19 protein-coding genes are annotated in these 23,760 nt (G+C 63.4%); 11 read left to right on the forward strand and 8 right to left on the reverse strand.

Annotated features, from left to right (window positions below; genetic code table 11):
• Window positions 1–92: 92 nt before the first annotated feature.
• Complete coding sequence (gene dsbD / locus IE100_RS01865) at window positions 93–1,853, reverse strand: protein-disulfide reductase DsbD (RefSeq protein ID WP_189372454.1); 1,761 nt, start codon at window positions 1,851–1,853, stop codon at window positions 93–95.
• A gap of 129 nt (window positions 1,854–1,982) precedes the next feature.
• On the opposite strand from dsbD, the gene IE100_RS01870 reads away from it, so the two are divergent.
• Window positions 1,983–2,768: an alpha/beta fold hydrolase gene (locus IE100_RS01870; RefSeq protein WP_189372455.1), complete on the forward strand. Its 786-nt coding sequence runs from the start codon at window positions 1,983–1,985 to the stop codon at window positions 2,766–2,768.
• Between the two features lies 1 nt (window position 2,769).
• Here IE100_RS01870 and mnmC read toward each other — a convergent pair whose 3' ends face one another.
• The 4 genes from mnmC to IE100_RS01890 all read right to left on the reverse strand — a co-directional run bounded on the left by mnmC (window position 2,770) and on the right by IE100_RS01890 (window position 8,998).
• Complete coding sequence (mnmC, locus tag IE100_RS01875) at window positions 2,770–4,758, reverse strand: bifunctional tRNA (5-methylaminomethyl-2-thiouridine)(34)-methyltransferase MnmC2/FAD-dependent 5-carboxymethylaminomethyl-2-thiouridine(34) oxidoreductase MnmC1 (protein WP_189372456.1); 1,989 nt, start codon at window positions 4,756–4,758, stop codon at window positions 2,770–2,772.
• Between the two features lie 205 nt (window positions 4,759–4,963).
• Window positions 4,964–6,934 carry an acetate--CoA ligase gene (gene acs / locus IE100_RS01880; protein WP_189372457.1) on the reverse strand — a complete coding sequence of 657 codons (1,971 nt, stop codon included), beginning with the start codon at window positions 6,932–6,934 and terminating at the stop codon, window positions 4,964–4,966.
• A 79-nt stretch (window positions 6,935–7,013) separates the two neighbouring features.
• A complete protein-coding gene (locus IE100_RS01885) occupies window positions 7,014–8,681 on the reverse strand; it encodes a cation acetate symporter (protein ID WP_229800181.1) in 1,668 nt (555 codons plus the stop codon).
• Between the two features lie 8 nt (window positions 8,682–8,689).
• Window positions 8,690–8,998 (reverse strand): DUF485 domain-containing protein, encoded by a 309-nt coding sequence (locus tag IE100_RS01890; RefSeq protein WP_047967425.1) that lies wholly within the window; start codon window positions 8,996–8,998, stop codon window positions 8,690–8,692.
• A gap of 319 nt (window positions 8,999–9,317) precedes the next feature.
• Between IE100_RS01890 and IE100_RS01895 the strand changes: the two genes are divergently transcribed.
• On the forward strand, window positions 9,318–10,214 hold the full coding sequence (locus tag IE100_RS01895) for a LysR family transcriptional regulator (protein WP_189372459.1): 897 nt from the start codon (window positions 9,318–9,320) through the stop codon (window positions 10,212–10,214).
• Window positions 10,215–10,244: 30 nt separating this feature from the next.
• The gene (locus tag IE100_RS01900; RefSeq protein ID WP_189372460.1) at window positions 10,245–10,721 is read left to right on the forward strand and encodes a hypothetical protein; all 477 of its coding nucleotides are present in this window, start codon (window positions 10,245–10,247) and stop codon (window positions 10,719–10,721) included.
• A 140-nt stretch (window positions 10,722–10,861) separates the two neighbouring features.
• On the opposite strand, the gene IE100_RS01905 is transcribed toward IE100_RS01900, so the two are convergent.
• The gene (locus IE100_RS01905; protein ID WP_189372461.1) at window positions 10,862–11,695 is read right to left on the reverse strand and encodes a DMT family transporter; all 834 of its coding nucleotides are present in this window, start codon (window positions 11,693–11,695) and stop codon (window positions 10,862–10,864) included.
• A 94-nt stretch (window positions 11,696–11,789) separates the two neighbouring features.
• Between IE100_RS01905 and ygfZ the strand changes: the two genes are divergently transcribed.
• From ygfZ to IE100_RS01920, 3 genes are all read left to right on the forward strand, one after another.
• The gene (gene ygfZ / locus IE100_RS01910) at window positions 11,790–12,797 is read left to right on the forward strand and encodes a CAF17-like 4Fe-4S cluster assembly/insertion protein YgfZ (protein WP_189372462.1); all 1,008 of its coding nucleotides are present in this window, start codon (window positions 11,790–11,792) and stop codon (window positions 12,795–12,797) included.
• A 91-nt stretch (window positions 12,798–12,888) separates the two neighbouring features.
• On the forward strand, window positions 12,889–13,206 hold the full coding sequence (locus IE100_RS01915) for an H-NS histone family protein (RefSeq protein ID WP_047967430.1): 318 nt from the start codon (window positions 12,889–12,891) through the stop codon (window positions 13,204–13,206).
• 143 nt (window positions 13,207–13,349) lie between these two features.
• The gene (locus IE100_RS01920; RefSeq protein WP_189372463.1) at window positions 13,350–15,026 is read left to right on the forward strand and encodes a cyclic-di-GMP receptor FimW-related protein; all 1,677 of its coding nucleotides are present in this window, start codon (window positions 13,350–13,352) and stop codon (window positions 15,024–15,026) included.
• A gap of 67 nt (window positions 15,027–15,093) precedes the next feature.
• On the opposite strand, the gene IE100_RS01925 is transcribed toward IE100_RS01920, so the two are convergent.
• On the reverse strand, window positions 15,094–16,221 hold the full coding sequence (locus IE100_RS01925) for a M14 family metallopeptidase (protein WP_189372464.1): 1,128 nt from the start codon (window positions 16,219–16,221) through the stop codon (window positions 15,094–15,096).
• Window positions 16,222–16,374: 153 nt separating this feature from the next.
• On the reverse strand, window positions 16,375–16,929 hold the full coding sequence (locus tag IE100_RS01930) for a phasin family protein (protein WP_047967433.1): 555 nt from the start codon (window positions 16,927–16,929) through the stop codon (window positions 16,375–16,377).
• 221 nt (window positions 16,930–17,150) lie between these two features.
• Between IE100_RS01930 and phaR the strand changes: the two genes are divergently transcribed.
• From phaR to IE100_RS01955, 5 genes are all read left to right on the forward strand, one after another.
• On the forward strand, window positions 17,151–17,720 hold the full coding sequence (gene phaR, locus IE100_RS01935; protein WP_189372465.1) for a polyhydroxyalkanoate synthesis repressor PhaR: 570 nt from the start codon (window positions 17,151–17,153) through the stop codon (window positions 17,718–17,720).
• 99 nt (window positions 17,721–17,819) lie between these two features.
• Entirely contained in the window at window positions 17,820–19,139 is a 1,320-nt protein-coding gene (gene rimO / locus IE100_RS01940) for a 30S ribosomal protein S12 methylthiotransferase RimO (RefSeq protein ID WP_189372466.1), read from the forward strand.
• A 160-nt stretch (window positions 19,140–19,299) separates the two neighbouring features.
• A complete protein-coding gene (locus IE100_RS01945; protein WP_189372467.1) occupies window positions 19,300–20,148 on the forward strand; it encodes a pirin family protein in 849 nt (282 codons plus the stop codon).
• A 78-nt stretch (window positions 20,149–20,226) separates the two neighbouring features.
• On the forward strand, window positions 20,227–21,090 hold the full coding sequence (locus IE100_RS01950) for a pirin family protein (RefSeq protein ID WP_189372468.1): 864 nt from the start codon (window positions 20,227–20,229) through the stop codon (window positions 21,088–21,090).
• Between the two features lie 175 nt (window positions 21,091–21,265).
• On the forward strand, window positions 21,266–23,758 hold the full coding sequence (locus tag IE100_RS01955; protein ID WP_189372469.1) for an EAL domain-containing protein: 2,493 nt from the start codon (window positions 21,266–21,268) through the stop codon (window positions 23,756–23,758).
• Window positions 23,759–23,760 lie beyond the last annotated feature (2 nt).

The following is a 23,760-nucleotide window of genomic DNA, read 5'->3' on the forward strand; positions in this document are numbered from 1 at the left end:
GCCGCCGGGGCGAACCGGCGGCCTGTTTTTTTGCGTGCGATGAGGTGTCGGCGTGGCGTGCTCGCATTGCGGCCAACGTTGGCCGCAAGGACTCAGCCGCCGTTTTGCTGGCGTTGCAACAGCGGCAGGAATTCGTCGGCCGGGCTGTAGCCGATGAGGCGTTGCTGCTCCTTGCCTTGGCGGTCGAAGAAGATCATGCCCGGCGGGCCGTACAGGCCGAAGCGTTGCAGCAGCGCCTGGTGCGCCGGCTGGTTGGCGGTGACGTCGGCCTTCAGCAGCACCGCCTTGCTCATGGCTTGGCGCACCGCCGGGTCGCGGAAGGTGGTCTCTTCCATCTCGATGCAGGACACGCACCAGTCGGCATAGAAGTCCAGCAACACTGGCTGGCCGCGGGCGGCAGCGAGGGCGGCGTCCAGCTCGGCCACGCTGCCGATCGTGCGGAACGGCGGCTTGGTGCTGTCACCGGCGGTGGCGCCGAGCGCCGCCAGCGGATAGCGGGCCGATTTGGCACCGCTGAACACGCCTATCAGTTGCAGGGTGGCGACCAGCGCCAGCAGCAGGCCCAGCGCCTTGCCCAGCTTGAGCACGGACGACGCGTTCGGCGGCAGCGGATCGAACGCTTTCAGGAATACCGCGCTGGCCAGCGCCAGCGCCGCCCACAGCAGCATCACCACGATGGCGGGCAGGAACGGCGTTGCCAGCCAGATGGCTACCGCCAGCATCACCACGCCGAACACCGCCTTGACCGTCTTCATCCACATGCCGGCCTTGGGCAGGACGTGGCCGCCAAAGGTGCCGATAATGACCAGTGGCAGGCCCAGCCCCATCGCCATCGCGTAGAGGGCGACACCGCCCAGCCAGGCGTCGCCGGTCTGGCCGATGTAGCCCAGCGCCAGCGCCAGCGGCGGGCCGACGCAGGGACCGATCAGCAGCGCCGACAGCACGCCCATGCCGAACACGGTCACGATGTGGCCGCCGGACAGGCGGTTGCTGGAGGCGGCGAGGCGGGTCTGCCAGCTGGACGGCAGCTGGATGGACACGATATCGAACATGCCCAGTGCAAACACCACCATCAGCAGGCTGGCACCGAGGATCACCGCCGGCTGCTGCAGCCAAACGCTGAGCAGGCTGCCGGTCAGGCCGGCGACGATGCCGATGGCGGTGTAGCTGACCGCCAGACCCTGCACGTAAGTCAGCGCCAGCAGGCAGCCGCGACCGCGGGTGAGGTGCTGGCCCTGGCCGGCAATCAGCGAGGACACGATGGGCAGCAGCGGGTACATGCAGGCGGTGAACGCCATGCCCAGACCGGCCACGAAGAAGGCCGCCAGCGTGGCGGCCAGGCCTTCGCGCGGCTGGGACGGGCTGCTGCCGCCCTCTGCGCCGGCCGGTTGCAGCCACGGCGACAGCGCCTTGCTGTCGCCGCCGACGGCGAGGGTGTGGGTGTAGGGCGGGTAGCACAGGCCGGCATCGGCACAGCCCTGCACCGTGGCCTTGAGCGTGAACTGCTGCGGCGCGTCCGGGCGCAGCGTCAGCTGCATCACGGTCGGCCCCGGCGGATAGGTGGCCTGCTTGCCGAAGTAGGGGTCGTCCTTGGGCTTGCCGGCGGGCAGGTCCTGCTGCTCGATCAGCGCCGCCGGTATCGTCTCGAAGCGGCTGCGGTCGCGGTACAGGTAGTAGCCGTCGGCGACGGTCACCGTCAGCCGCAACTGTTGCCCCTGGCGCTCGGCGGTGACGGCAAAGGCCTGTTCCGGCGGCAGCAGGTCGTCCTGGTCCAGCGCGTGGGCAAAGGGGGCCAGCAGCAGGCTCAGCCACAGCAGGCAAGGGGTGAAGAGAGAAAAAATGCGCTTGTTCATGAGCTCGTGACCGCCAAAACGGCGGTGCCTTGATAAGTTGTTGCGGTCGTGCGTCGGAAGCCAAACGCACTGTCCTTATTCTGTCAAGCAAACGCTTGATATAATGTGGGGTCACGAGGAGCGCCCGCCATGACCCCCATCATTCATTTTTCCCACGCCAATAGCTTTCCGGCGTCGGTGTACCGCAAGTTGCACCAGTCGCTGCGCGAGCAGGGTTGCCAGGTCGGCTACCTTGACTGCATCGGCCACGATCCGCGCTATCCGGTGACCGACTGTTGGCCGCATCTGGTCGAGGAAACCGTTGCCTACCTGCGCCAGCACTATGACCGGCCGGTGGTCGGCGTCGGGCATTCGCTGGGCGGTTTCATCCTGTTCTTTGCCGCGATCCGCCACCCGGAGCTGTTCAGCAAGCTGATCATCCTCGATTCGCCGCTGATGGGGCCGCTGCGCTCGCGCGGCATCTGGCTGGCGAAAAAGCTGGGCTTCATCGACCGTGTGACGCCAGGCGGCAATACCCTGAAGCGGCGCGACAACTGGGCCAGCGTCGAATCGGTGTACGACTATTTCGCGCGCAAGCCGATGTTTGCCCGCTTCGATCCCGACTGCCTGCACGACTACGCCGAGCTCGGCACGGTGGCGACGGCGGACGGTGGCCGCCGGCTGAAATTCCGGCCGGCGATCGAAAACGCGATCTACAACACGCTGCCGCATTCGGTGCCGCGCTACAGGGGAAAGCTGCGGGTGCCGACGGTGTTTGTCGCCGGCGAGAGCAGCGACGTGCTGACGCCGGCGGACCTGGCCTATATGCGCAAGCACTTCGCTGTGAACATCGTGGTGCAAAAAGGTTCGCACCTGTTTCCGCTGGAGCAGCCGCAGGCCACGGCCGAACTGATCATGGCGCAACTGGCCGGCTGACTCAATCGCGGTGTTTCTGGCGGATCAGGTCGCGCACCAGGAAGCGGCTGGGGTTGACGGCATCCATGATGCTGCTCGGCAGCGGTGCCGGCTCGCCGTTCAGCAGGCTGGCAATGATCTCGCCGGCCAGCGGCGCGGTGACCATGCCGCGCGAGCCGTGGGCGGTGCTGACGTACAGTCCCTTGATCAGCGGTGCCTCGGCGCTCAGCTTTAGCGAGGCGTCGCGCGCCAGCGGCTGGTAGCAGTCGAGGAAGGCGTCGCGGTCGACGACGGCGCCGACCATGGGCAGGTAGTCCGGGCTGGTACAGCGCAGTGCGGCGCGGCCCTGGCACTGTGCCGGGCCGATGTCGTCGCCCCCCAGCGCCTGGTACAGCCGTGGCGCCATGTCGGCCAGCATTGCCAGGTTTTCGGCGTGCTCGGCGTCGTTGGCCGCCAGATCCTCGTATTCGAACTTGAAGGTGGCGCCGAGGCAGTGCCGGCCCTGGCGCGCCGGGGCGATATAACCCTCGCCGCACAGCACGGTCTGCAGTGCCTTGCTGTCGGCGGTGGCGGCCAGCTCGGTGACCTGGCCGCGGATGCGCTTCACCGGCAGGTAGTAGGTCGGGTCGAACTGCATGGTGTCGTTGGCAGTGGCGACCACGGCAATGCTGCCGATCGCCAGCGGGCCGCCGCTGCCCATCGCCACCCAGCCGCCGTCTGCCGGGTTTTGCGCGAGCTCGGTGACTGCGTCGCCCAGGCGCAGCGTGATGTTGGGGTGATCCAGCAGCGTGTTGACCAGGCTGGGCGGGTTCAGCCAGCCTCCCTGCTCGAAATAGAGGCCGCCTTGCGCGAGCTCGACGCCGGCGAGGGCGGAGGCTTCGGCGGCATCGACGCGGCGCAGGATGTGCGGCGACAGCCCGGCGGTGGCCAGGCCTTGCTGGCGTTTCTCTTCGGCGGCGTCGCCGGCCAGTTGCAGCACGCCACAGCGCCGCCATTGCACGCCGTCTTCCGGCAGCAGCTGGCTTAAGGTGCGCAGGGTGTAGCCGTAGCCGGACAGCACCAGCTGGGTCAGCGGGGTGAAGTGCGGCGACAGCTTGGTGTACAGCACGCCCTGCGGGTTGCCGGACGCTTCCTGCGCCGCCAGCGGGTGGCGGTCGAGTACGGTGACCTGCCAGCCGCGGCTGGCCAGGCTGCGCGCGACGCTGGCCCCGGCGATACCGGCGCCGATCACCACCGCGCTGCGTTCGCCGACGGTTTGTTGCGGGAGTGCGTACCAAGGCGCGCGCCACGCGGTGTGCGGCGGCTGTTGCAGCTGGCCGCGCGTCATGTCCCGCTTCTTGCCGTGGCCGGCGACCTTCTCGATGCCGAAGCCGGCCTCCTCCAGCCCGCGACGCACGATGCCGGCGCTGGTGAAGGTGGCCAGCGTGGTGCCGCGGTGCGACAGCCGCGCCAGCTGCTGGAACAGCGCCGGCTGCCACATCTCCGGATTCTTAGCCGGGGCGAAGCCGTCGAGGAACCAGGCGTCGATGCGCGCCTCCAGCTGCGGCAGGGTTTCCAGCACGTCGCCGATCAGCAGCGTCAGGATCACGCGGCCGTTTTCCAGCACGAAGCGGTGCCAGCCCGGCGCCATCGCGTCGTATTGCTGTTGCAGCGCTGCGGCCTGGGCGGCCAGCTCCGGCCACATCGCCTGCGCCTGTACGAGGTCGGCGGCGGTGAGCGGGTGTTTCTCGGTGCTGACAAAAGACAGGCGCGCGCTGGCGGGCGCGTGCTGCAGGAAGCACTGCCAGGCGACCAGGAAGTTCAGGCCGGTGCCGAAGCCGGTCTCGCCGATGCTGAACAGCTGCTCCGGTGCCAGCGCCGCGAAGCGCTGCGGCAGCTGGTTGTGCTCGATAAACACGTGACGCGTTTCATCAAGGCCGCTTTCCCGGGAAAAGTAGACGTCGCCGTAATCGGCGGAAACGGGTTGACCGGAGCTCCAGTCGAGACGGGCGGGCGGAAAAGCTTGGCTCATGATGGGGTGCTGACTTCGCGAGTGGCCGGTGTGCAACCGGGCTGGGTCTGTAAATGGCTGGGCGCTATTGTCCGGCAGCCGGGCGGACGCCGCAAGGTTGGCCGCAGGCGGATTGCGGCCAACCTTGTGTTGCCGCAAACAAAAAGAACCGCACGGTGATGGCAGCACGCGTGCGGTTTACAAGGACAGCTCGGGGGAGGGGCGCTCAGCTGGCGCTCTCCTGCAATTGGCTGAGGATCTGCGGATTTTCCAGCGTCGACACGTCCTGGGCGATTTCCTCGCCGCGGGCGATGGAGCGCAACAGGCGGCGCATGATCTTGCCGGAGCGGGTCTTCGGCAGGTTGTCGCCGAAGCGGATGTCGTCCGGTTGTGCCAGCTTGCCGATCTCGTGCGCCACCCAGTTCTTCAGCTCCGCGGTCAGGCGCTTGGCCTCCTCGCCGGTCGGGCGCGGGCCTTTCAGCACTACGAAGGCGACCACGGCCTCACCCTTGACCTCGTGCGGCTTGCCGACCACCGCGGCTTCTGCCACCAGCGGGTTGGCTACCAGTGCCGACTCGATCTCCATGGTGCCGAGGCGATGGCCGGACACGTTCAGCACGTCGTCGATGCGGCCCATGATCCAGAAGTAGCCGCTTTCGTCGCGGTTGGCGGAGTCGCCGGCGAGGTAGTACTGGCCGTTGAATTCTTCCGGGAAGTAGGTGCTCTTGAAGCGTTCCGGGTCGTTCCAGATGGTGCGCACCAGCGACGGGAACGGCCGCTTGATGACCAGGAAACCGCCCTTGCCCGGCTCGACCGGGGCGCCGGACTCGTCGACGATGTCGGCCATGATGCCGGGCAGCGGCAGGGTGCAGGAGCCGGGCTTGGTGGCGATGGCGCCGGGCAGCGGCGCGATCATCGCGGAGCCGGTTTCGGTCTGCCACCAGGTGTCGACGATCGGGCAGCGCTCGTCGCCGACCATCTCGTAGTACCACATCCACGCCTCGGGGTTGATCGGCTCGCCGACGGTGCCGAGCAGGCGCAGGCTGGACAGGTCGTACTGCTTGGGCAGTTCGGCGCCGAGCTTAATCAGGGTGCGGATCGCGGTCGGCGCGGTGTAGAAGGTGGTGACCTTGTGCTGTTCGATCATGCGCCAGAAGCGGCCGGCGTCCGGGTAGGTCGGCACGCCTTCGAAAATGACCTGGGTGGCGCCCATGCCCAGCGGGCCGTAGCAGACGTAGGAGTGACCGGTGATCCAGCCGACGTCGGCGGTGCACCAGAACACGTCGCTGGGCTTGTAGTCGAATACCCAGCGGAAACTGTTGAGGGCGCCGAGCAGGTAGCCGGCGCTGCTGTGCTGGATGCCTTTCGGGCGCCCGGTGGAACCGGAGGTGTACAGGATGAACAGCGGGTCGTCGGCCTGCATCCATTCCGGTTCGCAGGATTCCGGCTGGCCGTCGATCAGCTTGTGCCACCAGATGTCGCGGCCGTCGTGCCAGGTGCTGGCGCCGCTATTGGTACGCTGGTAGACCACGGTGGCGGTTACCGTCTCGCAGCCGGGCATCGCCAGTGCCTCGTCGACCATCGCCTTCAGCGGCACGATCTTGCCGCCGCGCAGGCCTTCGTTGGCGGTGATGACGACTTTGGCGCCGGCATCCTGGATGCGGTCGTGTACCGCGCCGGCGGAGAAGCCGCCGAAGACCACCGAGTGGATGGCGCCGATACGGGCGCAGGCCTGCATCGCGACGATGGCCTCGATCACCATCGGCATGTAGATCACCACGCGGTCGCCTTTGCCGACGCCCAGCGACTTCAGGCCGTTGGCGAACTGGCAGACGCGGCGGTGCAGTTCGGAATAGGTGACGCGGGTGACGTCGCCGTCATCCGCTTCGAAAATGAGGGCAATCTTGTTGGCGTTGACGGCCAGATGACGGTCCAGGCAGTTGTAGGAAACGTTGAGCACGCCATCGTCGAACCATTTGAAGAACGGCGCTTTGCTGTCGTCCAGCACGCGCGAGAACGGCTTTTTCCAGCTGATCAGCTCTCGCGCCAGATCCCCCCAGAAGGACAGGTAGTGATCGTCGGCCTGTTCGCACAGCGCGTAGTAGGCGTCCGGCCCGGAAACCGTGGCCTTGCGGCGGAAGTCTTCTGCCGGGTCAAAGCTGCGGGTTTCGCGCAGGATGGAGTCAAGAGTAGACATAAAGCGTTCCTTGCAAACATGATTCGCGGACAGCAACTGGCCGCACCCGTTCGGGTGCGGCCATTTTTACACGACTCGCTTAGTGTTTGGAGGCACCTGCGGCACCAATACCGGTCATCGAGCGTACGAACTGTGCTTCGAACTTGGCTTTTTCTTCAACCGCGGACTTGGACTTGTCCAGAACCGAGATCAGCCAGGTGAAGACGAAGGCCAGGGTGATCGAGAAGATCGCCGGGTTCTTGTACGGGAACAGTGCGGTTTCGTTTTTCAGCACGTCCACCCATACCGCCGGGCCCATCACGATCAGGGCAACCGCGGAGATCAGGCCGATGAAGCCGCCGACTACCGCGCCGCGGGTGGTCAGCCCTTTCCAGAACATGGACAGGAACAGGACCGGGAAGTTGGCGGAAGCGGCGATCGAGAAGGCCAGGCCGACCATGAAGGCGATGTTCTGCTTTTCGAACAGCAGGCCCAGCAGGATCGCAACCACACCCAGCACGACAGTGGTGATTTTCGAAACGCGGATTTCGTCGGCTTCGTTGGCCTTGCCCTTCTTGATCACGGAGGCGTACAGGTCGTGCGATACCGCCGAGGCACCCGACAGGGCCAGACCGGCAACCACCGCCAGGATGGTGGCGAAGGCCACCGCCGAGATGAAGCCGAGGAACAGGTCACCACCAACCGCGTTGGCCAGATGGATCGCCGCCATGTTGCTGCCACCGATCAGCTGGGTCACTTCCTTGCCGTTCTTGACCACGGTTTCCATCATCGATGGCTGTTCCAGCAGCAGCATGATCGCGCCGAAACCGATGATGAAGGTCAGGATGTAGAAGTAGCCGATGAAGCCGGTCGCGTAGAACACCGATTTGCGGGCTTCCTTGGCGTCGGACACGGTGAAGAAGCGCATCAGGATGTGTGGCAGACCGGCGGTACCGAACATCAGTGCCAGGCCCAGCGAGATCGAGTCGATCGGATCTGCCTTGCCCGGAGCCATGATTTCAGCGCCCTTGGCGTGGATGGCGACCGCTTTCTGGAACATCATTTCCGGGCTGAAGCCAACGGTGGCCAGTACCATGAAGGCCATGAAGCTGGCGCCGCCAAGCAGGATGATGGCCTTGATGATCTGTACCCAGGTGGTGGCCAGCATGCCGCCGAAGGTCACGTACATCACCATCAGCACGCCGACCAGGATCACCGCGGAGGAGTAGCTCATGCCGAACAGCAGCTGGATCAGCTTGCCGGCACCAACCATCTGCGCGATCAGGTACAGCGCCACCACCACCAGGGTGCCGGTTGCGGCAAAGGTGCGCACCGGCGTCTGTTGCAGGCGGTAGGAGGCCACGTCGGCAAAGGTGAACTTGCCGAGGTTGCGCAGGCGTTCTGCCACCAGGAACAGGATCACCGGCCAGCCGACCAGGAAGCCGATGGAGTAGATCAGGCCATCGTAGCCCTTGTCGAACACCATTGCCGAGATACCGAGGAAGGAGGCGGCAGACATGTAGTCGCCGGCAATCGCCAGGCCGTTCTGGAAACCGGTAATGCCGCCGCCGGCAGTGTAGAAGTCACTGGCGGAGCGGGTGCGTCGCGATGCCCAGTAGGTAATACCCATGGTGAACGCAACAAACAGGAAGAACATGATGATGGCGTGCCAGTTGGTCGCCTGCTTGGTGACGTCGCCTTCAAAGGCGCCGGCGGCCAGCGCCAGGGCCGGCAGGCCGGTCAGCGCGGTGGCGCAGAGGGTTTTCATCCAGCTTTTCATTGTTTGGCATCCTCGACGATTTGTTGGTTCAGTTGGTCAAACTCGGTATTGGCCTTGCGGACGTAGATGCCGGTCAGGACGAATGCCGAGATGATGATGAAAATGCCAACCGGAATGCCGACCGTAGTGGTTCCGCCCGACAGCGATGCACCAAGCACATTGGGTGCGAAGGCCAGCACCAGGATAAAGCCGTAGTAGATAGCCAGCATCAGGATACTCAGCTGCCAGCCAAGGCGGGTCCGCTTGTGAACAAGCTCTTTGAATTTGGGGTTGCTTTGTACCCGTGTAAGGATATCTTCATTCATCGTTGTCTCCTCCCATTTCTCGCCGGCCGCAAGTGCGGTTGGCGTGTGCTTGCAATCTAAAAGTCGACTTGTCGATGTGGCTAATCGTTTTTTCTGATATCAGGAATTAACTTCACCGTTTGTTTTTGTTTTTCTTCTTTTTTATTAGTGACTTGCAGTCGAGCATTTGCTTTATTGATGGCATGGATCAGCAATCGTTATCCAGCTTTTTGTGTGCATGTCTTGTGGGCGGGCGGGGAACTTGTACAAAATGGCCGGCACCCCCGTCTATGCGATGCAAAAGTAGCGCGCGCCTACCCGATCAGGAGAGTTGTCCAGCATGGAAATCTACCAACTGCGCACCTTTGTTACGGTGGCTCAGCAGGGCCACCTGACTCAGGCCGCCGAGCTGCTTCACTTGTCGCAGCCGGCGGTGACGGCGCAGATCAAGGCCATTGAAGAAGAAGTCGGCATGTCCTTGTTCGAGCGCACGGCGGGTGGCGTGGTGCTGACGCTGGCAGGGCAGGAGCTGCTGCCGCGCGCGCAGGACATCCTGATGTCGGCGCGGCAGCTGCTTGATCATGCCCGCAGCCTGAAGGGGCCGTTGACCGGCAAGGTGCAGATCGGCATCGCGCTGACGCCGGACGTGCTGCGGGTCGGCCCCTGGGTGGCCGGGCTGGTCGAGCGCTTTCCCTTGCTGGAGGTGTGCCTGCACCAGGGCGTCACCGGCGACGTGCTCAATGCGGTGCGCAAGAAAGAGCTGGACGCCGGCTTTTATCTCGGCAAAAACCCCTACGTCAACGTGCACACCCTGCTGTTGACGCAGCTGCGTCTGCGCATCGTGATGCCCAAGGGCTGGCTGGCGCGGATCAACGTGGCCAACCCCAAGGAGCTGGGGCGCTTGCCGTGGGTTGGCATTTCCCAGTTTTCCAGCCTGTCGAAGATCGTGTCCGAGTTGTGGCGGGAGCTGAACATCGCCCCGAAAAAGGTGTCGGAGTGCGACAACCTGTTCACCGCTGCCGAGCTGGTGCAAGCCGGTGTCGGCCTTGCCTTGCTGCGTGAGGAGGAGGCGCTTCTCGCCGCCGAGCGCGGTGTGGTCGACCTGGTGCCGGAGATCGTGAAGATGGCGGAGCTGCAGTTCGTCTATCCGGCCGACCGTGCCGATGACCCGATTCTGCGGACGCTGATTGCCGGCTTGCAGCCGGTGTGGGGCCTGGGCAGCAACGCTGCTGTCTGAGTATCGACTTACCTTATCCGGAGGCATGCCATGGCAACGGTTTTCCAGCAGTATCTCGACGCGGTGCAGACCAATCAGCAGCGCATGTTGGCCGCACAGGCCGATTGCTGGCGCAGCTGGTGCCAGGTTTCTCTGCCGGCCACCGGTGCGCCGGGGCTGATAGGGGAGCTGGATGCGCCGATGATGTCGAGTGCCTCGGTGTTGCAGGCCTCTGCCGACGCGCAGCATGACCTGCTGCTGGTACTGGAGCGCTGGTTTGGCCAGCAGCAGAAAACCTGGTTGCGGCAGTCGCCGCTGCTATCGATTGCGCCCTGTGCGCTGCCGCTGGATCTCGGTTTCTCCGGCTATCTGATTGCCTCGCGCGCCAGCCGCCAGATCCAGCATTTTGCATCCACCCGTTTTTCCTATGCCACGCTGTCCGCGGTACGCGGCGCCCATCATGCGTATCGCAAGTGCCGCAATAACCCTGTTACCCCCTCGGTGTTTTATCCGCGGCCAACCCTCTAGAATGGGGGGCGGTCGCCACCCGTCCTTCCGGTGTGCCGTTGACGTTGGCCGCATCCGCTCTCGCCCGAGTCGGCTTTCCCGGTCTGTCGTTCCCAGCCTGTAAAGGTGCCGCGTGATGGTGCGGTCGCTTGGCCTCAGTGTCAGCGTCCGCGACTGAGCGAGCCGATGGTGGCGCCGATCAGGATCAGGGCGCCGGCAATCCAGGTGATGGTATTCAGTTCTCCCAGTCCGCTGACCGCCAGGATCAGGGTGGAGAGCAAGGGGGTGAGGTAGGACAGCGCGCCGATCTGTTTCGGGTCGCCTTCCTTCATCGCCTTGTCCCACAGGAAGAACGATGCGCCCAGCGGCCCGACTCCCATCAGCAGCAGCGCCAGCCATTCCTCGTCGTTGGGAACGATTGCCGGCTCGAACAGCCAGTGGCAGAGTGCGGCAAGCAGGCTGGACAGCAGGCAGAAGCCGCCGACCGCCGCGTTGGGAAACGGCGGCAGCTTGCGTGTCGCCAGACTGTAGCTGGACCAGGTGAAGGCTGCGGCGATCGCGAACAGGTAGCCGATCGGCAGGTGGTCGGCAAAGTCGAACTGACCCTTGCTGACGATCAATACCGCGCCGCAAAAACCGACCACTGCTGCCAGAATGTGGCGGCCGGTCAATTTGCCCAATCCGAACAACGGGCTCAGCACGACTATCAGCAACGGCCATAAGTAATTCAGCAGATTGGCCTCCAGAGCCGGGGCATTGCGAAAAGCGGTAAACAGCAGGCAGTGGTAGCCGAAAATGCCGGCGACGCCGATCAGCAGGGTGCGCGGTGCCACTTTCCAATCGCGGATGCGGTGAATGGCGAGCAGGCTGCCGATGAAAAGTGCCACGCCAGTAACCAGGAATGGCGGCAGGCGCTGGGTAAATGCACCTAACGCGGCCAGGGAAGACCACAGTAAAATAGCGAGTAATGCTGGCAGTAAAGTGAATTTTTTCATCCGCAAATCATAACGTGGCCGGCGTGGAATGAATAGCCGGCCGACGGGCATTTACGGGGTGTGACGATGCCCGTAATTCAGAAAGGAACAGTTAATGAACCAGTCGCAGGTATTGGCTTATTTGAGTCAGCATGGTGCCATGCTCGATGCCGATGGTGATGTGGTATTGGCCGGTGGCGAGAACCAGCAAGTGCTGTCATTCGAGCAGGATGCGCATGCCGTGCTCACCCAGTTTGTTTTGTTGAAAGTTCATGGCGACGATGCTGAATCGTTCCTGCAGGGGCAGTTTTCTTCCGATGTAAAACTGCTGGATGGTAGCGTGGCGCAATGGAGCAGTTATTCCAATGCCAAGGGGCGAATGCAGGCCAGTTTCCTGTTGTGGCGTATTGAACAGGCATTCTTCCTGCTGGTGCGAAAAGATATTGCCGAAGCTTTCCGCCGCCGACTTTCCATGTTTGTCCTGCGGGCCAAGGTGAAGGTCGAAGTGGCCGACAGCGTGATTGTCGGTGAATACCTGGCCGCAGCGGAAACGGGGCGCCCGGCTTTTGAGCCGGCCCTGTCGGGGACGGCCGAACGGATGGTGGTGTCGATCGGCGAGCAGATCCGTATTAACTGTCTGGGGGCGGAAGAAGTGGCCACGCTGCCGGTATTTGCCGGCAAGTTGCTGGCCAGTCGCCTGTTTGACGCCTTCTTTATCCGTGCCGGCATTCCCTGGGTGTCGCAGGCAACCTATGAGGCCTTCGTGCCGCAGATGGCGAATCTGGATCTGATCGGCGGTATCAGTTTCCGCAAAGGGTGTTATCCGGGACAGGAAATTGTGGCGCGCACCCAGTATCTCGGCAAAGTAAAACGCCGCATGTTCGTGGTGGAAGTAAACGCCGACCATTGCGTTGCCGGTATGGATGTGCAGGTTGTGGCGACTGGTGAGCAGGCTATCGGCAAGGTGATGTTAAGTGTGCCATTGGCGGCAGGAAAATATCTGGCACTGGTGGTGATGCAAATCTCGGCCTGGGAAGGGCAGCCTTATCTTGCCGCGCTGCCGAACTCGCGATTGTCGCGGCTGGATACGCCATATTTAATCCCTGATTTGCAGGAGGGTTAATTCCGAATTTAATATAGTGCTTGACGCAGGGCGGCTGGTAATCTATTTTCGGTATATTCTGGCTGGCTTTGTTTATTGAAGGGGGTTTTAAATGGATTTGAGCACACTCGATTTTGCCGAATTGCTGCAGCTGAAAAATGACGTTGATGTTGAAGTTCGCCGTCGCGAAGTGGAAGAAAAAGCCAAAGCCAAGAAGCAGATTCTTGAGATTGCCAAGGCTTATGGTTTCAGCGTTGAAGATGTGCTCGGCGGCAAAGTGGCACCAACGGCCAGTGGCCGCAAACCGGTAGAAGTCAAATACCGTCATCCTAACGATGAATCGCTGACCTGGACCGGTCGCGGTCGCAAGCCGTTGTGGGTTGTTGCACTGCTGGATTCCGGTATTGATCTGGATAGCCTGCGCGTGTAAATGAGCTGACCGCTTGTGAATGGCAAAACGCCGTGTGCAAACACGGCGTTTTCTTTTGCAGCGGAACATTCACGATTCATTATAGAATGCGCTGGTAATGAGAGTCTGCTTGATTGTGTGAGTGCTTAACTTCGGCTTAGGTCATGGCAAAACTGGATTTTTTTTCGTTCGGCGACAAACGCAAATCCCATCCCCTTGATGACGTCAAGTCGGTAACCGAGTGGTACGCCAAGACCCTGCGCGAGTCTGCTGCCGGCAGTCATGACCAGATCACCACGCTGTTGTCGCAGTTCAATCAGGATATCGACAGCCCGACTGTTTCCACGCTGGAGGCCATCATCGAGCTGGACCGGCTGGGGCACATCCCGCACCAGCAATTGTGTGCACAGTATCTGAGTTCCAAATTGCTGCCGGCCATCGAGTCGCAGCGGCGGGCGCAGATCCTGTCCTATGGCCGTCAGTTGGTGGCCGCCTTCCAGCGCTTCATGAGCTTCGATCCCGAGGGCGAGGAAGCACCGCAGATCCGCTTGCTGTTGCCGCTGGTGATCGGCAAGATGCTGTTCTACCTCACCGAGAATGCGCTCTGGCATTACTACCGCCACGCCTCGCTGGACGAGGTGATGTGGAGCAACGTCAACCAGCTGTTCCGTTATGCCGAAGAGCAGGCCATCGATGCGGTACCGTTGCAGCTGTTTCCCGGCGAGGCAAGCACGACCATTCATGACCTGTATCTGGCATTCCTGATGACCTCGCTGCTGAACAGCGGCAACCTGACTTCCCGCCAGATCCACCTCGCCTATCAACTGGCGCTGATGCTGTCCAACCGCATGACGCTGTCCCGCGACCTGTCCGGGGAGAGCAGTTTTATCGTCAATATCCAGCATGCGGCGCCGCCTAGCCGTGCGCACAATGTGCCGCAACTGCAGGGCATACGCGTCTGGTCCACCACGGAGCTGGTGGACCAGATCAATGCCTGGCTGGCGGTGTATGACGGCGGCAGCACGCCGCAGGCGTTGCGCGAGCGGTTCAGTCGGGGCGTTGATCCGGGCCTGCTGCGCTTCCTGGTGCGGGAGTGGGCGGTCAAGCCGTTCCGCTTCGAGCGCGCGGAGCGGGTGCCGGTGGTCAGCAAGCAGCTGGAGGTTGGCCGCACGCTGAGCGGGGTGCACCGGCTGGTACGCGAGTACGAGGAATTCCTGGCGCAGGGCGATCGTCAGGAAAGTCAGCCGGTCAGCGTCGAGGCGGTGGCCGAAATCCGCATCTACGGTTTCCTGACCGGTCGCCGTCGTGAAAAAAGCGTGGCCCAGGACGAGGTGGTCAAGATCGCCACCGGCACCGAGCTGCAGCTGTGGGATATCGAGAACCGGAGCGATAGCGGTCTGGGGGTGTCCTTGCGGGCGGCGGGCGCGGAGTGGCTGTCGCTGGGGGCGCTGCTGGCGACGCGGGAGGCCGGGCAGCTGGCGTGGAACCTGAGCATCGTGCGCCGCATCAAGCGCGACGACCAGGAGCGCATATACCTCGGTTTGCAGCTGCTGAGCTCGCGGCCGGTGGCAGCGTACACCAAGGCGGAGAACGGCCGCAATGCCGACCCGACCCTGCCGGCCGGCATGGTGTGGAATCAGGGCGAGATCGCGCTGTTTGCCTCGGCGATGAAGGGCGGCGTGAAGTGCAACACGCTGCTGATCCCGCTGTTCAGCTACGCGCACGGCAAGAAGCTGCAGATGTTTGCCAAAAACAAGGGCTTCCTGGTGTCGCTGGGACGGGTGCTGGAAAAGGGCGCCGACTGGTGCCAGGTGGAGATCGAGCTGGTCCGGCAGCTGTAGCGGTCGCCGCCACGTAAAAAAAGCCACGATGCGGATCGTGGCTTTTTTCATTCTGGATCGTGCCGTTTCAGCGCAGGTCCTTAAGCACGCCATAGATGGCGCTCAGGCTGGCTTCGCCCAGACGCAGGCTGCGCTGACCGTTCCAACCGAAGTCGTCGTCCGGCAGGTTGTCGTTGTCCTTGAACGGCATTTCCAGGGTGTAGGCCAGGCAGTTGAACTGGTTGCCGACCCAGGCGGTTGCCATCGCAAGGTTGGCCGCACCCGGGGCGTCCTTGTCGTAGCCGTGCTCGTCCTGGAAGTCGGGCGATGCCACGCGCAGCTGCTGCTTGAACGCGGTTTCCAGCGCCGCGATGCGCTCGTTGTAATTGGGCACGCCTTCGGTGCCGGCGACAAACACGTACGGAATCGCCTCGTCGCCGTGGATGTCGAGGAACAGGTCGACGCCGGTTTCCAGCATCTTGTTGCGGACATGAAACACTTCCGGGCTGGTTTCCGGGCTCGGGTTCAGCCACTCGCGGTTCAGGTTGGCGCCGGCGGCGTTGGTGCGCAGGTTGCCGAGAATGGCGCCGTCCGGATTCATGTTCGGCACCACGTAGAAGGTGGCCCGGTCCAGCAGCGCGCGCGAAGTCGGATCCTGGGTGTCGAGCAGGCGGGTGAGCAGGCCTTCGACAAACCATTCCGCCATCGTTTCGCCGGGGTGCTGGCGGGCGATGACCCAGATCTTGAGGTCGGACTCGACCTCGTGGCCGATGGTCAGCAGGTTGATGTCGCGCTGCTGCACCGTCGAACCGAGGTCGGACACCTGGCTCAGGCCGGAGCTTTGCGCCATGCCGATCAGGTTCAGGTGCTGCTCGTGCGAGTACGGCTCGAAGTAGGCGTAGTAGATGCTGCCGGCCAGCGGCACGTGCTCGATCACCAGCTCGTCGCCGTCCAGGTAGGTCGGCACGCGGAACCAGTTGACGCGATCGTAGGACGCCACCGCCTGGTAGTCTTCCCAACCCTTGGGGTAGGCGGTGTCCTTGATGTTGAGGAAGCGCAGCTTGCACGGCTCGTAGGCGGCGCCCTGCAGCCGGAAGTAAAACCATTGGGCAAAATCGGAGGCATTATCTTTGCGGATGCGAAGCTGGATGTCTTCAAAGCTATTGAGCGCGATAACCTCGATACTGCCGGCGTCGAAATTGCTGCTGATTTTCATGCTGCGGTATGTCCGTCTGTTACTGTTAGCCGCTTATTGTAGCGTGTTGTGCTGCCGGCGGCACGCTTGCCGCGGCCGTGCTGCACCATAAAAAAACCTGCCACGGGCTAGCGGTGGCAGGTTGTGCTGGCCATTGCGTCGCAATGGCGTATATCAGGCTGCGGACGAGCGCTTGGCGGCAGTTTTCACGGCGTCCACGGTGGCGCTGTTGGCGGCCTTGACGCTGGAGTCGGCGAACTCGGCCACTTGCTGCGCGGCCTTGGTCATCGAGTTGATGGCGGCGGCACCGGCGGCGATGCCGGATTTCAGCGCGTTGACGGCGGTTTCGGAGCCGGCTGGTGCGTTCTTGCTCAGCAGGTCGATGTTGCTGATCACCGACTTGTTCAGCTCGTTGAAGTTGCTTTCCGCAATCTTGCCCAGTTCGGCCTGGGTTTCGGACACGATGTCGTACACGCTGCGCGAGTTGGCGACAGCCTGTTCCAGATTCTGGGTGGCCAGCTTGTTCAGGCGGGTCAGGGCTTCCTGTGGGGTTTTCAGGCTGCTCAGTTCGCGGGTCAGCTTGACGTTTTCTTCCAGCGACTGCTTGGACAGCTCGAAATTGAGCTTGACCAGGCGTTCGGTGCTGTCCAGGGAGATTTGTGCGGCGCGGAACAGTGCCTCGAAACCATTCAGGGACAGTTTGCTCAGTTGTTCGGTTGGATTGATCATTTGGGATACCCTCACTCGCTGTTGATGTAACTCGGTTTGGTCCGGTGTGTTGTCATTGTTGTTGTACTTTTTTTGTCGCATCATACCGGCCTGTTGCGCTGCACAATGACAACACGATGGTAGCGTAACTTCGAAATCGGCGCCTAGAAGTTTTGCTCTACCGTGTTGCATTTATGATAATGTGGCGCCACACAACAGATAAAATAGGCTGGGAGTGTTACATGAGTGTTGAAAAGCGGGTCATCAAGAAGTACCCCAATCGCCGTTTGTACGATACCGCCACCAGTTCCTACATCACACTGGGCGATGTGAAGCAGCTGGTGCTGGACAATGTGGATATCCAGGTTGTTGACGCCAAGAGTCACGACGACATCACGCGCGGCGTGCTGTTGCAGATCATCCTGGAAGAGGAGAGTGGCGGCTCGCCGATGTTCAGCTACGAAGTGCTGACCCAGTTCATCCGTTTCTACGGTCAGGCGATGCAGGGCATGATGGGGCCGTTCCTGGAGAAAAACCTGCAGCTGTTCACCCAGCTGCAGTCGCGCATGCAGGAGCAGGCCAAGACCATCTACGGCGACAACCCGATGGTGAACGCCAAGATGTGGGGAGACTTCCTGAACTTCCAGGGCCCGGCGATGCAGAACATGATGACCAGCTACCTGGACCAGAGCACCAATATGTTCCTCGACATGCAGAACCGCATGCAGGAGCAGGCGCGCACCATGTTCAGCGGTTTCGGCTTCCCGGCCTACCCGCCCAGCCGCGACGACGACAAGAACCCGCCGAAGTAGTTTTTTTCCCGCGCGGTTTTTTCTATAATGTGCAGTTCACAGCCGGACGTTGATGCAACGTCCGGCTTTCTGTATTGAATTTCTTCAAGGTTGTGTCCCATGTCGCACGTTGCACCAAAAGTAGGGTTTATCAGTCTGGGCTGTCCGAAGGCGGCCAGCGATTCCGAGCAGATCCTCACCCGCCTGCGCGCCGAAGGTTACGAGATCTCCGGTACCTATGACGGTGCCGACCTGGTGGTGGTCAACACCTGTGGCTTCATCGACGCGGCGGTGCAGGAATCGCTGGATGCCATCGGCGAGGCGCTGACCGAAAACGGCAAGGTGATCGTCACCGGCTGTCTCGGCGCCAAGGGCGACGTGATCCGCGACAACCACCCGTCGGTGCTGGCCGTCACCGGCCCGCACGCCACCGACGAGGTGATGGGGCACGTGCACAATCACCTGCCGAAGCCGCACGACCCGTTCGTCGACCTGGTGCCGGACATCGGCGTGCGCCTGACGCCGAAACACTACGCCTACCTGAAGATTTCCGAAGGCTGCAACCATCGCTGCACCTTCTGCATCATCCCGTCGATGCGCGGCGACCTCGACAGCCGCCCGATCCAGAACGTGCTGGCGGAAGCCGAGAACCTGGCGAAGGCCGGTGTCAAGGAGCTGCTGATCATCTCGCAGGACACCTCCGCCTACGGCGTGGACGTCAAGTACAAGCTGGGCTTCCACAACGGCCGTCCGGTGAAGACGCGGATGACCGAGCTGTGCGAGGAACTGGGCAAGCACGGCATCTGGGTGCGCCTGCACTACGTCTACCCGTACCCGCACGTCGACGAAGTGATTCCGCTGATGCGCGACGGCAAGATCCTGCCCTACCTGGACATCCCGTTCCAGCACGCCAGCCAGAAAATCCTGAAGCTGATGAAGCGTCCGGCCAACAGCGACAACGTGCTCGGCCGCATCAAGAAGTGGCGCGAGATCTGCCCGCAGCTGGTGATCCGTTCCACCTTCATCGTCGGCTTCCCCGGCGAGACCGAAGAAGACTTCGAGGAGCTGCTGGCCTTCATCCGCGAGGCGCAGCTGGATCGCGTCGGCTGTTTCACCTACTCGCCGGTAGAGGGCGCGGCCGCCAACGAGCTGCCGGACCCGGTGCCGGACGAGGTGAAGGAGGCGCGCAAGGAGCGCTTCATGGCGGTACAGGCCGAGATCAGCGCCGCAAGGTTGGCCGCACGCATCGGCCAGCACCTGCAGGTACTGGTCGACGAGATCGACGAGGAGGGCACCGCGGTGTGCCGCAGCTACGCCGATGCGCCGGAGATCGACGGCCTGGTGTTCGTTGAGGACGCGGCCGGCCTGGCGGTCGGTGATTTCGTCGAGGTCGAGATCGTCGATGCCAGCGAGCACGACCTGTGGGGCGAGCGCGTGTAAACGCCACCCGATGGAAGCCAACGCGGCGCAAGGTGCAGACCTTGCGCCGTTTTTCATGCCTGCTCAGTTTTTTTGAACATGGGCTGCAGATTTTTGTGCTTTTTTATCGAATGGCCGGTTTGTATAGTGTTTCCATCAACCCCTGACCAGGAGCCTCTCCATGACCGAACTGCAATGGCAATCACGAACCGTCGAACAGCAAGTGGTCGGCATGCCGACTTCGGACGGTGCCGGCGTCAAGCTGACGCGCGTACTGACGCAAAACCTGCAGCGGCGGCTGGACCCGTTCCTGATGCTGGACGAGTTCCGCTCGGACAATCCGGGCGACTACATCGCCGGCTTCCCGTCGCATCCGCACCGCGGTTTCGAGACGGTGACCTACATGCTGGCCGGGCGCATGCGCCACCGTGACAGCGGCAACAACGAGGGCCTGCTCGGGCCGGGCGGCGTGCAGTGGATGACCGCCGGCCGCGGCGTGATCCACTCCGAGATGCCGGAGCAGGAGGACGGGCTGATGCACGGCTTCCAGCTGTGGATCAACCTGCCGGCGGCGCGCAAGATGATCCCGGCCGCCTATCGCGACATCCCTGCGGCGGAGATTCCGCTGCTGCAGGAGGCGGACGGCGTGGCGGTGAAGGTGATCGCCGGCCAGTACCGTGAGCAGGCGGGCGCGATCCGGCAGCCGGATACCGAGCCGCTGTACCTCGACCTGCAACTGCCGGCGGGCGGCACGCGCGACATCGACATCGCCGCCGGCCACAACGCCTTTGTCTACGTCTACCACGGCAGCGTCAGCATCGAGGGCGTCAGCGTGCCGCAGCAACGCATGGCGATACTCGGCAACAGCGGCGACGGCGTGCGCCTGCACAGCGACGACGGTGCCAGCGTGCTGGTGCTGTCCGGACAGCCGCTGCGGGAGCCGATCGCCCAGTACGGCCCGTTCGTGATGAACACGCGCGCCGAGCTGGAGCAGGCGTTTGCCGACTACCAGCAGGGCCGTCTGGCTTGATGCAGCACAAGGTTGGCCGCAGGCGTTGCGGCCAACCTTTTGCAACTTTTCCCATTCGATTGACGTGGAGTTTTCCCCATGAGTGCCATCAGCCAGCGTATTGAACCGCGCCAGCAGGACATCGGCTTTGTCGTGCGGCGCCTGTTGCCGGTGCGCGGTATGCGCAGCGTCGGACCGTTCGTGTTTCTCGACCACATGGGGCCGGCGTATTTCGTTGCCGCCGGCACCAGCGGCGACGTGCGCCCGCACCCGCACATCGGACTTGCCACCGTCACCTACCTCAGCCAGGGCGCGATGATGCACCGCGACAGCCTGGGCACGGTGCAGCGCATCGAGCCGGGCGCCATCAATCTGATGGTGGCCGGACGCGGTATCGTCCATTCCGAGCGCATTCCGGCCGACATCCGTGCCGCCGGCGTGGCGGTGGAGGGCTTGCAGATGTGGCTGGCGTTGCCGCAGGCGCAGGAGCGCTGCGCGCCGGCGTTCTATCACTATCCGGCCGCCGCGCTGCCGCAGCGCGACTTCGAGCGCGGCAGCGTGCAGCTGCTGATTGGCGCCGCCTTCGGCATGGTGTCGCCGGTGAAAACCTTTGCCCCGACGCTGTACGCCGCCTGGCAGTTGCAGGGCGGCGGCGTGCTGTCGCTGCCGCAGGACGTGGCCGAGCGCGCGCTGTACCTGATCGAGGGCGAGGTACTGGTCGACGGTGAAGTGATCCGTGCCGGCGAACTGGTGGTATTGTCCGACAGCGCGCGCGAATTGCGCGCCAGCGCCTGCGTGCAGGGAGTGATCTTCGGCGGCGCGCCGCTGGACGGGCCGCGCTATCTGGACTGGAACTTCGTCGCCAGCGACAAGTCCCTGCTGGCGGTGGCGCGGGACGACTGGCAGGCCGGCCGCTTTGCCATGGTGCCGGGCGAGAGCGAGTTCATCCCGCTGCCGGCGTGAGCGGCGGGTGTGGTGACGGTGAGCGGCGGATCAGGCTTTTGTCATGAACTGGCGGGTTTTGCGTGAAGGAATAACCCTGCTTGTGGTAAGATTATTTACTATTAATCATTATCAAATGACGGCGTTCAGTATAAACAGCTGCTGCACCGTCTAACGAAAGTCTGGAGCTGATTGCGTGTCGTTTTCCCGATCCGTCGAGTCCATCCTGTCACGCCAGGTGCTGAGCTGCCTGCCCACCGCCACGGTGAGCGAGGCGGCTTTTGCCATGTGTCGCGAGCGCTGCGGCGCCATCATCGTGATGGACGAGGGCGGGCAGCCGATCGGGGTGTGGACCGAGAGCGACGCGGTGCGACTGGACCTGCTGCAGCCTGACGTGGCCGCGACGCCGGTGGCGGCGGTGATGTCGTCGCCGGTACGCACCATTGCCGCCAATGCCACCATCCAGGAAGTCACCGCGCTGCTGCACAAGCAGCGCATGCGCCATCTGGTGGTGACCGAGCCGGGCTGCGACCGCGTGATGGGCGTGGTGTCGACCACCGACATCGTCATCAACCAGGAGGCCGAGTTCTTCCTGCGCCTGAAACGACTGGACGCGATGGTGCACGTGCCGCTGGCCACCATCGCCGCCAGCGCCGATATCGGGGCGGCCACCCGGCTGATGCGCGAGCACAAGGCCGAGGCGCTGGGCGTGACCTACGCCGACGGCAGCTGGGGCATTCTCACCCAGCGCGACATGCTGCAGCACCTGGCGCAGCCGCGCGGCGGCCTGACGGTGGCCGATCTAGCCAGCCATCCGCTGCGCACGGTGCCGGTGCACATGACGCTGCTGGCGGCGCGCAAGGTGCTGCTGGAGCACCAGCTGCGCCATCTCGGCGTCACCGACGGCAGCGGCCAGCTGCTGACCATCATCGGCATGTCCGACATCCTCGCCACCATAGAGCAGGAATTCCTCGCCGAGCTGCACCACGCGCTGCGCGAGCGCGACGAGGCGCTGCTGCGCTCGCGGCAGAGCCTGCTGATGGCGGACAAGGTGTTCGAGTCGACGATGGAGGGCATCGTCATCACCGACAGCAAGGGGCTGATCCAGTCGGTCAACCCGGCGTTTTCCCGCATCACCGGCTACTCGCGCGACGAGGCGATCGGCCAGACCCCGGCCCTGCTCAAGTCCGGGCGCCAGTCGGCCGATTTCTACGAGCACATGTGGCGGCAGCTGAAGAGCGACGGCTTCTGGCAGGGCGAGGTGGTCAACCGCCGCAAGAACGGCCTGCTCTATACCGAACACCTGACCATCACCGCCATCGGCGACGATCAGGGCGTGACCCAGCACTACGTCGCGGTATTCGCCGACATCACCCAGCGCAAGCAGGCGGAGGAGCGGCTGCACTTCCTCGCCAACCACGACGCACTGACCGGGCTGCCCAACCGCACCCTGTTTGCGGAAAAGCTGCAGGCTGCGGTGGAGCTGGCGCGCGAGCAGCAGCAGCGCTTCGCGCTGATGTTCATCGATCTGGACCGCTTCAAGCTGATCAACGACACGCTGGGACACCAGGCCGGCGACGAGCTGCTGGTGAAAATCTCGCAGCGGCTGCAGGAAGAGGCGCCGGGCAGCAGCACCGTGGCGCGCCTGGCCGGTGACGAGTTCACCATCCTGCTGCCCAATACCGGCAGCCTGACCACGCTGGCCAGCATGGCGCAGGACATGCTGGACGGTATCACCGGCGAGCTGGTGCTGGGCGGCAACAGCAAGGTGTTTGTCTCCGCCAGCCTCGGCATCGCGGTGTTTCCCGACGACGGCCGCACCGCCGACAGCCTGCTGGTCAACGCCGATGCCGCGATGTACCGCGCCAAGAACCGCGGCAAGAACACCTTCCAGTTCTACACCGCCGACATGAATGCCAGCGCCATGGCGCGGCTGAAGCTGGAGTACAGCCTGCACCGCGCACTGATCAAGGACGAGTTCCAGGTCTGGTACCAGCCCAAGGTCGATCTCGCCAGCGGCGCGCTGGTGGGCATGGAGGCGCTGATCCGCTGGCAGCATCCGGAGATGGGTTTTGTGCCGCCGGTGGAGTTCATCCCGGTGGCCGAGGAGTGTGCGCTGATCGTGCCGATCGGCGCCTGGGTGCTGCAGGAAGCCTGCCGCCAGGCCAAGCTGTGGGCCGACCGTTGCGGCTTTGGCGGCCGGGTGGCGGTCAACCTGTCCGGTCGCCAGATCAAGTTCGGCAACATCGTGGAAACGGTGGCGCAGGTGCTGCAGCAGACCGGCCTGCCGCCGTCGCAGCTGGAGCTGGAGATCACCGAAAGCACAGCGATGGACAGCGACGGCGAGGTGATGAAAGCGCTGGAAGGGCTGCGCGCGATGGGCATCACGCTGGCGATCGACGATTTCGGCACCGGCTATTCCTCGCTGGCCTACCTCAAGCGCCTGCCGGTGCAGGTGCTGAAGATCGACCGCTCCTTCATCAAGGACCTGGATCGCGACAAGGACGATGCCGCCATCGCCTCGGCGGTGATCTCGCTGGGCCGCAGCCTGGGGCTGTCCATCGTGGCCGAGGGCGTGGAAACGCCGGCCCACCGCGCGTTCCTGATCGAGCAGGGCTGTCACCAGGCGCAGGGCTACCTGTTCGGCAAGCCGCAGACCGCCGCCGATTTCCAGCACCTGCTGTGCTGACC

This window comes from Vogesella alkaliphila (assembly GCF_014652475.1).
In the GTDB taxonomy this organism is placed as follows: Bacteria; Pseudomonadota; Gammaproteobacteria; order Burkholderiales; family Chromobacteriaceae; genus Vogesella; species Vogesella alkaliphila.

What these genes read in the sequence shown, in the direction of transcription:
- dsbD (WP_189372454.1), bottom strand. Translation starts at nt 1,853, where the DNA reads ATGAACAAGCGCATTTTTTCTCTCTTCACCCCTTGCCTGCTGTGGCTG.
- IE100_RS01870 (WP_189372455.1), top strand. Translation starts at nt 1,983, where the DNA reads ATGACCCCCATCATTCATTTTTCCCACGCCAATAGCTTTCCGGCGTCG.
- mnmC (WP_189372456.1), bottom strand. Translation starts at nt 4,758, where the DNA reads ATGAGCCAAGCTTTTCCGCCCGCCCGTCTCGACTGGAGCTCCGGTCAA.
- acs (WP_189372457.1), bottom strand. Translation starts at nt 6,934, where the DNA reads ATGTCTACTCTTGACTCCATCCTGCGCGAAACCCGCAGCTTTGACCCG.
- IE100_RS01885 (WP_229800181.1), bottom strand. Translation starts at nt 8,681, where the DNA reads ATGAAAACCCTCTGCGCCACCGCGCTGACCGGCCTGCCGGCCCTGGCG.
- IE100_RS01890 (WP_047967425.1), bottom strand. Translation starts at nt 8,998, where the DNA reads ATGAATGAAGATATCCTTACACGGGTACAAAGCAACCCCAAATTCAAA.
- IE100_RS01895 (WP_189372459.1), top strand. Translation starts at nt 9,318, where the DNA reads ATGGAAATCTACCAACTGCGCACCTTTGTTACGGTGGCTCAGCAGGGC.
- IE100_RS01900 (WP_189372460.1), top strand. Translation starts at nt 10,245, where the DNA reads ATGGCAACGGTTTTCCAGCAGTATCTCGACGCGGTGCAGACCAATCAG.
- IE100_RS01905 (WP_189372461.1), bottom strand. Translation starts at nt 11,695, where the DNA reads ATGAAAAAATTCACTTTACTGCCAGCATTACTCGCTATTTTACTGTGG.
- ygfZ (WP_189372462.1), top strand. Translation starts at nt 11,790, where the DNA reads ATGAACCAGTCGCAGGTATTGGCTTATTTGAGTCAGCATGGTGCCATG.
- IE100_RS01915 (WP_047967430.1), top strand. Translation starts at nt 12,889, where the DNA reads ATGGATTTGAGCACACTCGATTTTGCCGAATTGCTGCAGCTGAAAAAT.
- IE100_RS01920 (WP_189372463.1), top strand. Translation starts at nt 13,350, where the DNA reads ATGGCAAAACTGGATTTTTTTTCGTTCGGCGACAAACGCAAATCCCAT.
- IE100_RS01925 (WP_189372464.1), bottom strand. Translation starts at nt 16,221, where the DNA reads ATGAAAATCAGCAGCAATTTCGACGCCGGCAGTATCGAGGTTATCGCG.
- IE100_RS01930 (WP_047967433.1), bottom strand. Translation starts at nt 16,929, where the DNA reads ATGATCAATCCAACCGAACAACTGAGCAAACTGTCCCTGAATGGTTTC.
- phaR (WP_189372465.1), top strand. Translation starts at nt 17,151, where the DNA reads ATGAGTGTTGAAAAGCGGGTCATCAAGAAGTACCCCAATCGCCGTTTG.
- rimO (WP_189372466.1), top strand. Translation starts at nt 17,820, where the DNA reads ATGTCGCACGTTGCACCAAAAGTAGGGTTTATCAGTCTGGGCTGTCCG.
- IE100_RS01945 (WP_189372467.1), top strand. Translation starts at nt 19,300, where the DNA reads ATGACCGAACTGCAATGGCAATCACGAACCGTCGAACAGCAAGTGGTC.
- IE100_RS01950 (WP_189372468.1), top strand. Translation starts at nt 20,227, where the DNA reads ATGAGTGCCATCAGCCAGCGTATTGAACCGCGCCAGCAGGACATCGGC.